The 12223-nt window shown below is 61.4% G+C and carries 8 protein-coding genes, 3 tRNA genes and 3 pseudogenes; 13 read left to right on the top strand and 1 reads right to left on the bottom strand.

Features of this window, described 5'->3' with window-relative positions; translation table 11 throughout:
- Nucleotides 1–133: 133 nt before the first annotated feature.
- The 13 genes and pseudogenes from truA (at nucleotide 134) to EC919_RS26715 (ending at nucleotide 11672) form a co-directional block, all read left to right on the top strand.
- Nucleotides 134–958, top strand: a complete 825-nt coding sequence (truA, locus tag EC919_RS26775) for a tRNA pseudouridine(38-40) synthase TruA (protein WP_133777425.1) — start codon at nucleotides 134–136, stop codon at nucleotides 956–958.
- A gap of 59 nt (nucleotides 959–1017) precedes the next feature.
- The gene (locus EC919_RS26770) at nucleotides 1018–1638 is read left to right on the top strand and encodes a phosphoribosylanthranilate isomerase (RefSeq protein WP_133777372.1); all 621 of its coding nucleotides are present in this window, start codon (nucleotides 1018–1020) and stop codon (nucleotides 1636–1638) included.
- Between the two features lie 283 nt (nucleotides 1639–1921).
- The gene (accD, locus tag EC919_RS26765) at nucleotides 1922–2842 is read left to right on the top strand and encodes an acetyl-CoA carboxylase, carboxyltransferase subunit beta (RefSeq protein WP_133777423.1); all 921 of its coding nucleotides are present in this window, start codon (nucleotides 1922–1924) and stop codon (nucleotides 2840–2842) included.
- Nucleotides 2839–4145, top strand: a pseudogene (gene folC, locus EC919_RS26760) (bifunctional tetrahydrofolate synthase/dihydrofolate synthase). Before accD ends, folC begins: the two are co-directional and overlap by 4 nt.
- Nucleotides 4129–4833 carry an SPOR domain-containing protein gene (locus tag EC919_RS26755; RefSeq protein ID WP_133777368.1) on the top strand — a complete coding sequence of 235 codons (705 nt, stop codon included), beginning with the start codon at nucleotides 4129–4131 and terminating at the stop codon, nucleotides 4831–4833. The pseudogene folC and the gene EC919_RS26755 overlap by 17 nt, the downstream one beginning before the upstream one ends.
- 290 nt (nucleotides 4834–5123) lie before the next feature.
- Nucleotides 5124–5711 carry a CvpA family protein gene (locus EC919_RS26750; RefSeq protein ID WP_037011737.1) on the top strand — a complete coding sequence of 196 codons (588 nt, stop codon included), beginning with the start codon at nucleotides 5124–5126 and terminating at the stop codon, nucleotides 5709–5711.
- Between the two features lie 12 nt (nucleotides 5712–5723).
- Nucleotides 5724–7232 carry an amidophosphoribosyltransferase gene (gene purF, locus EC919_RS26745; RefSeq protein WP_133777366.1) on the top strand — a complete coding sequence of 503 codons (1509 nt, stop codon included), beginning with the start codon at nucleotides 5724–5726 and terminating at the stop codon, nucleotides 7230–7232.
- 21 nt (nucleotides 7233–7253) lie between these two features.
- The gene (locus EC919_RS26740; RefSeq protein ID WP_133777364.1) at nucleotides 7254–8465 is read left to right on the top strand and encodes an O-succinylhomoserine sulfhydrylase; all 1212 of its coding nucleotides are present in this window, start codon (nucleotides 7254–7256) and stop codon (nucleotides 8463–8465) included.
- A 161-nt stretch (nucleotides 8466–8626) separates the two neighbouring features.
- Nucleotides 8627–8702 (top strand) — tRNA-Val (locus EC919_RS26735).
- Nucleotides 8703–8785: 83 nt separating this feature from the next.
- Nucleotides 8786–8862 (top strand) — tRNA-Asp (locus EC919_RS26730).
- Nucleotides 8863–8984: 122 nt separating this feature from the next.
- A tRNA-Asp gene (locus EC919_RS26725) sits at nucleotides 8985–9061 on the top strand.
- Between the two features lie 196 nt (nucleotides 9062–9257).
- The gene (gene aroA, locus EC919_RS26720) at nucleotides 9258–10523 is read left to right on the top strand and encodes a 3-phosphoshikimate 1-carboxyvinyltransferase (protein WP_133777362.1); all 1266 of its coding nucleotides are present in this window, start codon (nucleotides 9258–9260) and stop codon (nucleotides 10521–10523) included.
- 261 nt (nucleotides 10524–10784) lie between these two features.
- Nucleotides 10785–11672: pseudogene (locus EC919_RS26715) on the top strand (DUF2242 domain-containing protein).
- 245 nt (nucleotides 11673–11917) lie between these two features.
- On the opposite strand, the pseudogene EC919_RS26710 reads toward EC919_RS26715, so the two are convergent.
- Nucleotides 11918–12223 (bottom strand): annotated as a pseudogene (locus tag EC919_RS26710) (threonine ammonia-lyase, biosynthetic); the annotation flags it as partial.

Raw genomic sequence — 12223 nt, 5'->3', positions numbered from 1 at the left:
CACCGGGTGAACCGTTGGCCACTGGCGATGGCGTCTTTTTTTTCGATCCGTATAATGGCCGCCCTTGCGCACATCGACAGGCTTTAAGCTCTTGGCAACTACAGACACCGAGGCAGAAACAGCGGCAGCCGAACTGGCCGCCGAGGGTTTTTCCAGAATCGCCCTGGGCGTGGAATACAAAGGCTCGCGCTACAGCGGCTGGCAGCGCCAGTTGACCGGCGTGCTGACCGTTCAGGAGACGCTGGAAAATGCCCTGTCGAAAGTCGCGGATTCGCCGGTGTCGCTGATGTGCGCCGGGCGCACCGATGCGGGTGTTCATGCGTGCGGTCAGGTGGTGCATTTCGACACCCGGGCCGAGCGCAGCATGAAAGCCTGGACCATGGGCGCCAATATCAATCTGCCCCATGACATCAGCGTGACCTGGGCCAAGGTCATGCCCGCGCACTTTCACGCGCGCTTCAAGGCCATCGCCCGTCGCTATCGCTACGTGATCTACAACGATCAGATCCGCCCGGCGCACCTGGGCCAGGAAATCACCTGGAACCATCGTCCGCTGGATGCCGAGCGAATGGCGCTGGCCGCCGAGCATCTGGTCGGCACCCATGATTTCAGTGCGTTCCGCGCCGGCCAGTGCCAGGCCAAGTCGCCGATCAAGCAGCTCCACCACCTGCGCGTCACCCGCCACGGCAAGATGATTGTCATCGATGTCCGCGCCAATGCTTTCCTGCATCACATGGTGCGCAACATTGCCGGTGTGCTGATGACCATCGGGGCAGGGGAGCGGCCGGTCGAGTGGGCGAAGGAAGTGCTCGAAAGTCGGGTTCGAAGAACCGGCGGTGTGACAGCTCATCCTTTCGGCCTGTACCTGGTTCAGGTGGAATACCGCGACGAGTTCCCATTACCGGATCGCTACATCGGCCCGCATTTTCTCACCGGCTTCACGGAACTGGACGGCTGACGCGAGTGACTGCATTTGCTACCATCCGTGACTTTCGCAAGGCTTGAGGTCTCCACTACATGTCAGCCGTTCGCAGCAAGATCTGCGGGATTACCTGCATAGAAGATGCGTTGGCCGCCGTAGAAGCGGGAGCCGATGCCATTGGGCTGGTGTTTTATCCCCCAAGCCCGCGCTTCGTGACGGTTGAGCAGGCCCAGGCGATCGTCGCTGCGCTGCCACCCTTCGTCAGCACCGTTGGCCTGTTCGTGAATGCAGAACGCGCTGACTTGAAAGCGCTGCTCGACGTCGTTCCCCTAGACCTCATTCAGTTTCACGGCGATGAAACCCCGGAGCAGTGCGAAGGCTATAACCGCCCCTACATCAAAGCGCTGCGGGTTCAGGCCGGCGATGACATCGTGGCCACCTGCGATGCCTACGCCAACGCCTGCGGCATCCTGCTCGACACCTACGTCGCCGGTATCCCGGGCGGGACGGGGGAAACCTTCGATTGGGCGCTGATTCCAAAACACTTGAGCAAGCCGGTGATTCTCGCCGGTGGCCTGACCTCGGCCAACGTTTCTCAGGCCATCGCGCAGGTGCATCCCTACGCGGTTGACGTGAGCGGCGGGGTGGAAAAATCCAAAGGCCTGAAGGATCACGACAAGATCCGTGCGTTCATGAGCGCAGTACACGGCGCCTAGGCAGTTGTCCGGCAACATCGGCTGTGATGTGACGGAGGACCAACGGTCGCCGTCCACTAGCCTGCCATGCGCTGATACGCGTGGCCGAATTGATTGAGCGAAGACGTCTTGCGTCTCGTGATGGAAGTTGAGAGTGGTGTTCGTGAGTGTAGGTTCGGCTGGTCAGGCTTCGCGCCGATCGTTGTACGGCATTTCGCAGCACCTTATATGACATTGGTTTAAGGGCATGCGCATGGCACCGACTGCCATCGCGTTCGAGCCATCGGTACTGGAGAAAGAAAGCATGAGCAACTGGTTGGTAGACAAACTGATCCCTTCGATCATGCGTTCCGAGGTCAAGAAGAGCTCGGTACCCGAGGGTCTGTGGCACAAGTGCCCGTCCTGCGAAGCGGTGCTGTATCGCCCGGAGCTGGAAAAGACCCTGGACGTCTGCCCGAAGTGCAACCACCACATGCGCATTGGCGCCCGTGCCCGTCTGAATATCTTCCTGGACGCCGAAGGCCGTCAGGAGATCGGCGTTGATCTGGAGCCGGTGGACCGTCTGAAATTCCGCGACGGCAAGAAGTACAAGGATCGACTGGTCGCGGCACAGAAGCAGACCGGTGAAAAGGACGCGCTGATTTCCATGAGCGGTACCCTGCTGGGCATGCCGGTGGTGTGCAGTGCATTCGAGTTCTCCTTCATGGGCGGCTCGATGGGAGCGGTCGTGGGTGAGCGCTTTGTGCAAGCCGCCAACTATGCGCTGGAAAACCGCTGCCCGATGATCTGCTTCGCTGCATCCGGCGGCGCGCGCATGCAGGAAGCGCTGATCTCGCTGATGCAGATGGCCAAGACCTCGGCCGTCCTGGCGCGTCTTCGTGAAGAGGGCCTGCCGTTCATCTCCGTGCTGACCGACCCGGTCTACGGTGGCGTTTCCGCCAGCCTCGCGATGCTGGGCGACATCATTGTCGCCGAGCCCAAGGCCCTGATCGGCTTCGCCGGCCCTCGCGTGATCGAGCAGACCGTTCGCGAGAAGCTGCCGGAAGGCTTCCAGCGCAGCGAATTCCTGCTCGACCACGGCGCTATCGACATGATCATCCACCGTCAGGAACTGCGTCAGCGTCTGGGTAATGTGCTGGCGCAGATGATGGGGCTGCCGACGCCGACATTTGTGGCGCCAAAGCTTGAGCCGATCGTTGTGCCACCGGCTCCGGCGAACCTATGACCGCACGCTCTTTGAGCGACTGGCTCAGCTACCTGGAAAAGTTGCACCCGTCGGCCATCGACATGGGGCTGGAGCGTTCGCAGCAAGTGGCGACGCAGATGGGCCTGACCCGGCCGGCGCCGAAAGTGATCACGGTCACCGGCACCAACGGCAAGGGCTCGACCTGCGCATTCGTTGCTTCTCTATTGCAAGCCCAGGGCCTGAAGGTCGGCGTTTACAGCTCGCCTCACCTGCTGCGCTACAACGAGCGTGTGCAGGTGCAGGGCGTTGAAGCCAGCGACGCCGAGCTCTGCGCGGCGTTCGAGGTGGTCGAGCGTGGCCGGGGCGACATTAGCCTGACCTATTTCGAAATGGGCACGCTGGCGGCGTTCTGGCTGTTCGGGCAGGCCGGGCTGGATGTGGTGGTGCTGGAAGTGGGGCTCGGCGGGCGGCTCGATACGGTCAACCTGATCGACGCCGACCTGGCGCTCGTCACCAGTATTGGCGTCGATCACGCAGAATTTCTGGGCAATACCCGCGAAACCGTGGCCTTCGAGAAGGCCGGGATATTCCGTGAAGGACGTCCCGCGCTGTGCGGCGATCTTGATCCACCGCAGCCGCTGCTCGACAAGGCACAGGCACTGAATTGCCCACTGTCGCTGCGCGGTCGCGATTTCGATCTGCGGATCGGCGCGGCGGGGTGGGACTGGTCGGGTACCGACTCAAGCGGCCGAAAAGTCGAGCTGAGTTCGTTGCCGTTGCTCGACATGCCCATGCAAAACGCGGCTCTGGCGCTGCAGGCCTATCTGCTGCTGGAATTGCCGTGGGATGAGGCGACCCTTCGCGATGCGCTCGTCAATACGCGCGTCACCGGGCGACTTGATCGTCGCAGCATCGACTGGCAGGGCAAATCGCTGAGCCTTCTGCTGGATGTCGGCCATAACCCCCATGCGGCAACGTTTCTCGCCCAACGCCTGAATCAGCGACCGGTGGCGGGCAAGCGGCTGGCGGTGTTCGGTCTGCTCAGTGACAAAGACCTGCCAGGCGTACTGGCGCAGTTGAGCGACACGTTCAGCAGCTGGGCCGTGGCACCGCTGCCAACGCCACGCAGTCGTCCGGCGCAAGAGATCGAACAGGCGTTGCAGAACCTTGGCGCTCGCGTGACGTCTCACCCGAGTATCGCGCTGGCACTTGAAGCTCAGTGCGCCCACGCGACAGCCGACGACGAGATTGTTCTGTTCGGGTCTTTTTACTGCGTAGCCGAGGCCCTGGAATGGCTTGCTGGCGCGTCACGGAGGAAGTGACACATGGCTTTGCTGGATAAAGCGTACAAACAGCGCATGGTTGGGGCATTGGTGCTGATTGCCATCGCGGTGATTTTTCTGCCGATGCTGTTTTCGCGTCAAGACGAAGCCCGCCGTGTGCAAGTCGATGCGCCTGCCGCTCCGCAAGCGCCGGCCACCTCGCAGATCAAGGTTGAGCCGGTCAGCGTGCCTGAACAGCAGCCATTGCCCCAGGAACCGGTGCCGACCGATGACGAACTGACGCAGCCTGCTCAGTCCGCCCATCCTGCTCAGCCCGTTCAACAGCGCACCAGCCAGCAGCCGCCTGCCATGCCCATTGCGCCCGCGCCTTCCAAGCCTGTGGCTGCCGCACCGAAGCCCGTTCAGACCGCGCCCGCGAAACCTGCTCCGGCGGCGACACCTGCACCGGCTCAAGCGCCAGCGCCTGTCACATCGGCGGCTGAAACCAGCCGGGTTGATGCCAATGGTCTGTCGGTCACATGGTCGGTGCAACTGGCGAGCCTGTCCAACCGTACCAATGCCGACAATCTGCAGAAGACGCTGCGCACTCAAGGCTACAACGCCTATATCCGCACTTCCGATGGCGTGAACCGTGTCTTCGTTGGACCGGTGATCGAGCGCGCCGAGGCGGATCGTCTGCGCGACACGCTGGAAAAACAGCAGAAAATCAAAGGCATCGTCGTGCGTTTCCAGCCGGAGCGTAAGTAAGTTCCGTTGCGTCTGCCCGGGCGCCTTCCTTTGTAGGACCGGCTTTAGCCGGGAAGAGGCCGGATCAACCACCCTCGATTTCGCGGTGTGGCAACTGCCGCCTTCCCGGCTAAAGCCGGTCCTACTAGGGAAGGGGTCGGATCTGACACCCTCCATTTCGGGTTTAACTCGCCTCGACCTTAAACAAAGTCCAATAGTTCGCCTTAATTGCCCTTCATCCGCAATCGCTGCTTACCGGCAGGCGAGTGCTCTGCTAAAATCCGCCGCCTTATCAGTCTGTAGGCTGCGACGTGTCATTTACTCCGGTTGACTGGGCGATCATTGCAATTGTCGCCATCTCCGCTTTGATCAGTCTCAAGCGCGGCTTCGTCAAAGAAGCACTGTCCTTGCTGACGTGGATCATCGCAGGTGCCGTCGCCTGGATGTTTGGCGGCTCGCTGGCCCAGTATCTGGTCAACTACATCGAAGCACCTTCGGCGCGCGTGATTGCGGGCTGCACCATTCTTTTCGTCGCCACGCTGCTGGTCGGCGCCATGGTCAACTTTCTGATTGGAGAACTGATTCGCGTCACCGGGCTGTCCGGGACCGATCGTTTTCTGGGCATGGTCTTCGGCGCGGCGCGCGGAGCCTTGCTGGTTGTCGTCGCGGTCGGGCTGTTGAGCCTGGGCCCGGTGCAACAGGATCAATGGTGGCAGCAGTCAAGGCTGCTCCCGCAATTTGTCATGGTCGCTGACTGGTCGAAAAACCTGATTCTCGGGATGTCCAGCAAGTGGCTCGCCAGCGGAGTCAGCGTACCTGTTGACATCCCGTTCAAGGATCACCTCCTGCCGCCTACAACGCCGCCGGAAGTGTTCGGTAAATCCAGTTCCACTAAGTAGGGGTTGTGTCGCATGTGTGGCATCGTCGGTATCGTCGGCAAGTCGAACGTCAATCAGGCGCTTTATGACGCGCTCACCGTCCTCCAGCACCGCGGCCAGGACGCTGCCGGTATCGTGACCAGCCATGACGGCCGGTTGTTTCTGCGCAAGGACAACGGTCTGGTGCGTGATGTGTTCCACCAGCGCCATATGCAGCGTCTGATCGGGCACATGGGCATTGGTCACGTACGTTATCCAACGGCGGGCAGCTCCACTTCCGCCGAAGCCCAGCCGTTCTACGTCAACTCGCCTTACGGCATCACCCTGGCGCACAACGGCAATCTGACCAACGTCGAGCAGTTGGCCAAGGAGATTTTCGAATCCGACCTGCGCCACGTCAACACCAACTCCGACTCCGAAGTCCTGCTCAACGTGTTCGCCCACGAGCTGGCTGTGCGCGGCAAGTTGCAGCCGACCGAAGAAGACATCTTCGCTGCCGTCGCCGACGTGCATAAGCGCTGCCGTGGCGGTTACGCGGTCGTGGCGATGATCACCGGTTACGGCATCGTCGGTTTCCGCGACCCGGACGCCATCCGCCCGATCGTCTTCGGTCAGCGTCACACCGACGAAGGCGTCGAGTACATGATCGCGTCCGAGAGCGTTTCCCTGGACGTGCTCGGTTTCACCCTGATTCGTGACCTCGCCCCGGGCGAAGCGGTGTACATCACCGAAGACGGTAAGCTGCACACCCGTCAGTGCGCCACTAACCCGAAATACGCCCCGTGCATCTTCGAGCACGTCTACCTGGCGCGTCCGGATTCGATCATCGACGGCATCTCGGTCTACAAGGCGCGTCTGCGCATGGGCGAGAAGCTGGCGGACAAGATCCTGCGCGAGCGTCCTGATCACGACATCGACGTTGTCATCCCGATTCCGGACACCAGCCGCACGGCGGCGCTGGAACTGGCTAACCACCTGGGCGTGAAGTTCCGCGAAGGCTTCGTCAAGAACCGCTACATCGGCCGCACCTTCATCATGCCGGGCCAGGCCGCGCGGAAAAAATCCGTGCGCCAGAAGCTCAACGCGATCGAACTGGAATTCCGTGGCAAGAACGTAATGCTGGTGGACGACTCCATCGTTCGCGGCACCACGTGCAAGCAGATCATCCAGATGGCCCGTGAAGCCGGCGCCAAGAACGTGTATTTCTGTTCCGCGGCCCCGGCCGTGCGCTTCCCCAACGTCTACGGCATCGACATGCCGAGTGCCCACGAGCTGATCGCTCACAACCGTTCCACCCAGGACGTGGCCGACCTCATCGGTGCCGACTGGCTGGTCTATCAGGACTTGAATGACCTGATCGAGGCGGTGAGTGGCAGCAAAAAGATCAAGATCGACAATTTTGACTGCTCGGTCTTCGACGGCAAGTACGTGACCGGTGATATCGACGAGCATTACCTGAACAAGATCGAGCAGGCTCGCAACGACGCCTCCAAGGTCAAGACTCAGGCGGTGAGCGCGATCATCGATCTGTACAACAACTAATCCAGACAAGGAGCAGGCGGCATGACTCAGGAATGGGATGCCGGTCGACTGGACAGCGATCTCGAGGGCGTCGGTTTCGACACCCTCGCGGTTCGTGCCGGTCAGCACCGCACGCCGGAACGCGAGCACAGCGATCCACTGTTTTTCACGTCCAGCTACGTGTTCCGTACGGCAGCCGAGGCGGCCGCGACCTTCGCCGGAGAAATCCCCGGCAACGTCTATTCGCGCTACACCAACCCGACCGTGGCCTCGTTCGAAGAGCGCATGGCAGCACTGGAAGGCGGCGAGCAGGCAGTGGCGACGTCCACCGGGATGTCCGCCATCCTCGCCACGGTGATGAGCTTCTGCAGCGCCGGCGACCATGTGCTCGTGTCGAAAAGCGTGTTCGGTTCGACCATCAGTCTGTTTGAAAAGTACTTCAAGCGCTTCGGGGTCGAGGTCGATTACGTCCCCCTCGCCGAATTGTCCGGCTGGGAAGCGGCGATCAAACCGAATACCAAAATGTTGTTTGTCGAGTCGCCCTCCAACCCGTTGGCGGAGCTGGTTGACATCAATGCCCTGGCGGAAATCGCCCACGCCAAGGGCACGCTGCTGGTGGTCGATAACTGCTTCTGCACACCGGCCCTGCAGCAACCGCTGCGCATGGGTGCAGACGTGGTCGTGCACTCGGCAACCAAGTTCATCGACGGTCAGGGCCGCGCCATGGGTGGCGTGGTGGTCGGTCGCAGCGAACTGATGAAAGAAGTGGTGGGCTTCCTGCGCACCGCGGGCCCGAGCCTGAGCCCGTTCAACGCCTGGCTGTTCCTCAAGGGCCTCGAAACCCTGAACATCCGCATGCGTGCCCATTGCCAGAGCGCCCTTGAGCTGGCGCAGTGGCTCGAACGGCAGGAGGGCATCGAGAAGGTGCATTACTCCGGTCTCGAGAGTCACGCGCAGCATGGGCTGGCCAAGCGTCAACAAAAGGCGTTTGGGGCGGTGGTGAGCTTTGAGGTCAAGGGTGGCAAGGACGGCGCATGGCGTTTCATCGATGCCACGCGGCTGATCTCGATTACCGCCAACCTGGGCGACACCAAGACCACCATCACCCATCCGAGCACCACGTCCCACGGTCGGCTGTCGCCGCAAGAACGTGAGGCCGCCGGCATTCGTGACAGCCTGATCCGCGTCGCGGTAGGACTGGAAGACGTTGCTGACCTGCAGGCGGATCTCGCGCGGGGTCTGGCTGCATTGTAAGCAAGTGCCTGAACAAGAAAGCGAGCCTCGGGGCTCGCTTTTTTGTTCCTGATGTGCAGCTTCACGCTTCCTGCCAAAAATGGCTCTTTTGAAAAAAACTTCAAGCAGGCTATTGACTTAGGTTCGTCACCTGCGTAAATTTCGCGGCCTCAGCGAAGCAAGGGTGATTAGCTCAGCCGGGAGAGCATCTGCCTTACAAGCAGAGGGTCGGCGGTTCGATCCCGTCATCACCCACCATCGTTGAGTGCTTAAAAGCTGCATTAAACGCTGTACGTGTTGAATGTTACTGAGATTCAGCAGGACGAAAGTCCACGCAATGCGCAGCGGTAGTTCAGTCGGTTAGAATACCGGCCTGTCACGCCGGGGGTCGCGGGTTCGAGTCCCGTCCGCTGCGCCATATTTTCCGAATCGGGTTTTCCCGGTTTGAGATTGAAAGCCAAGGTTTTCGGTCAGTGTTTTACGGAGCAGGCCCAAGGGTCGGTTCCAACAGCGTTAAGCAGATGAAAGTCTGTGCGACAAGCAGCGGTAGTTCAGTCGGTTAGAATACCGGCCTGTCACGCCGGGGGTCGCGGGTTCGAGTCCCGTCCGCTGCGCCATACATAGCTTCGAGGCCCTTGAACTCCTCGAAGCAACAGAGAAAGCGATCCCAGGATCGCTTTTTTTGTGCCTGCGATTTGGCGAAAGCTTCGCCTGTGGCGCTGGATGCTGCAGAGCTCGGCGATAAATGCCATCATCGCCGGCTGTTAACGCGGCGCTGTGCGGTGCCTGATTTCGAATTTGGAGAGCTGGACCATGGGCATGAACCAAACCATCACTGTCATCCCGCCGGGCGTACCGCTGACAGGCCATGTGTCGCCGCCCGGCTCGAAGTCCATCACCAACCGCGCGCTGCTCCTGGCTGCCCTCGCCAAGGGCACCAGCCACTTGCGCGGTGCGCTGAAAAGCGACGACACCCGGCACATGTCCAATGCCCTGCGGCAGATGGGCGTAACCATCGATGAGCCAGACGACACCAGTTTCGTCGTCACCAGCAGCGGGCATCTAGAGGCACCCCGAGACGCGTTGTTCCTCGGTAATGCCGGGACGGCGGTGCGGTTCCTGACAGCGGCGGTGTGCACGGTGAACGGCACCGTCACGCTCGACGGCGATCACTACATGCAGAAGCGCCCGATCGGCCCGTTGCTGGAGGCCTTGCGCAAAGGCGGCCTGAACGCGGAAAGCGCCACCGGTTGCCCTCCGGTCGTGGTGCACGGGACGGGTTCGATCACTGCCACACGGTTCGAAATCGACGGTGGCCTGTCGAGTCAGTACGTCTCTGCGCTGTTGATGGTGGCAGCCTGTGGCGATGCGCCGATTGAAGTGGCGCTGACCGGCAAGGAAATCGGTGCACGCGGCTACATTGACCTGACCATCGCCTGCATGCGTGCTTTTGGTGCCGAGGTCGAGGTGCTGGATGACGCGTTGTGGCGGGTTGCGCCGACGGGGTACACCGCCTGCGATTACCAGATTGAGCCCGATGCTTCGGCGGCGACCTATTTGTGGGCTGCCGAGGCATTGACGGGCGGCAAGATCGACCTGGGCGTGGCGGGGGAGGCGTTCACTCAGCCAGACGCCAAGGCCATGGAAGTGATCGCGCAGTTTCCGAAGATGCCTGCGGTTATCAATGGCTCACAGATGCAGGACGCGATTCCTACGCTGGCGGTGTTGGCAGCCTTCAACGAGACGCCCGTGCGCTTCGTCGATCTGGCCAACCTGCGGGTCAAGGAATGCGATCGGGTTCAGGCGCTGCACGATGGCCTGAACCAGGTCCGGCCCGGCTTGGCCTCGGTAGAAGGCGATGATCTGTTGGTCGCCTCTGACCCGAGTCTGGCGGGCACCAGCAGCGATGCCTTGATCAACACTCACTCCGACCATCGCATCGCCATGTGTTTCGCGCTGGCCGGCTTGAAGGTGGCAGGCGTGCGGATTCAGGATCCGGAGTGCGTCGGCAAAACCTACCCCGGCTACTGGCGGGCGCTGGAATTCCTCGGCGTAAAACTGGTGCACGGCGAGGTCTGAGGCGCATTGGATGCCGGGCTGGGAGCCGTCGAGCGATCGACGCCAGACCCGGCGTGGCGACTTTTCCGATCCTGTTGCGGTCTTATCAGCGCACCCCGCGCTGCCCTGACAGGCCCACGCGAGCAGGCCCCGTGCACAGTTGCCATTTCGATGTATCCATACGGTTGCAAACTCTGCGTTGATCCCATGGCAGGCTTGTTGCAGACTTACCGGCGTTTTCTCCGGTCCACTTTCAGTCGACCAATTGCCCCAGGATGTTTGATGCCTAAATTACTGAGCTTTCGTACCGCATGCTGGGTGATCACCCTGCTGGCTGCCGCAGGCTGCTCGTCGAAGAAACCGACGGTCTATGAGCATGAGAATTTCGACGATGCCGGGACGTTCTCCCGCAACTACCCGGTCTCGGATGCCGCCACCTGCGAAGCGGCCCGCCGCGCGCTGCTGAGCCAGGGCTACATCATTACCAGCAGCGATCCCAAAGTGATCAGCGGCCATAAAAGCTTCCAGCAGACCGGCGAAACCCACATGGAGATCAGCTTCAACGTGGTGTGCGCCCCGGACGGCAGTGCCGATAAACGGACCACGATGTTCGCCAACGCGCTGCAGGATCGCTATGCGTTGAAGAAGGTCAACAACTCCGCGAGCCTGGGGGTGGGCGTGCTGGGTTCGGTGTCGATGCCCATTGGTTCGACAGACGACTCGATGGTCAAGGTCGCCAGTGAAACCGTGGCGTAGCCCAAGTTCTATGATCGCTTCTTCGCGCTGGTGGAAAACTTCCTGCCGCCGGAATTGAAGAAGGCCGCGCACATCGAAGAGAAGCCCAAGACCGACCTTGGTATGCCTGAGCCGGTGCCGGGCAAGCCGGCGGCGTTGACCGAGCAAAAACCCGCTGCTGCACCTGCCGCAGCAGCGCCGGCCACGCCAGCACCCGCCGCGCCTGTGGCACCCGCGCCATTGGCGACCCCTGCGACTCAGCCTGCGGCCGCTGCCGAGCATAGCAGCGAACCGATGCCTGCACCTGCCGAACCGGAACCCTTGAAGGCCGAAACAGCAACGCCTGCCGAGGCCGCTCCAGCCACGACGCCTGCACCGGCTACGACCACCGAGCCGAGCGCTGCGCCAGCGGCTGAGTCAACGCCAGCGCAGTGAACCCTGTAGGCGTGTGGCTTGTCCCGCGCTCTGGCGGTGTTTGAGGCGTAGCACCCGGTTGCATTTCGCCGACTTGCTGCAGCTCTAGGGCTCAACCTACCTTGTAGGAGCCGGCTTGCTGGCGAACGCGGTTGATCATCCGCCGCAAAAATTGGTTGCCCCGGCGCGTTCGCCAGCAAGCCGGCTCCTACAGGCAGCTGGCGTCAGTCAGACAGCACCGGGCCGCTGGCAACCACTAACTGGCATCACCCCAAAAACAGTTTGTACGCCGGGTTCTTGGTCTCGTCCCAATACGGATAACCTATCTCCGCCAATGCCTGCGGCACCAGATGCCGCTCATCCTCTGGCACCACCAGGCCCGCCACCACCCGGCCATCTGCGGCGCCATGGTTGCGATAGTGGAACATCGAAATATTCCATTTCCCCCCCAGCTTGTTCAGAAAGTTGAACAGCGCGCCCGGCCGCTCCGGGAATTCGAAACGCAGCACCACTTCGTCGCTCACCCGCTCCGAATGCCCGCCGACCATGTGCCGCAGGTGCAGCTTTGCCAG

The sequence above is a fragment of the Pseudomonas graminis genome, assembly GCF_004364335.1.
Classification (GTDB): Bacteria; Pseudomonadota; Gammaproteobacteria; order Pseudomonadales; family Pseudomonadaceae; genus Aquipseudomonas; species Aquipseudomonas graminis_D.
The sequence above is the reverse complement of the archived record's forward strand: the minus strand, read 5'-3'. Positions and strand labels throughout refer to the sequence as shown.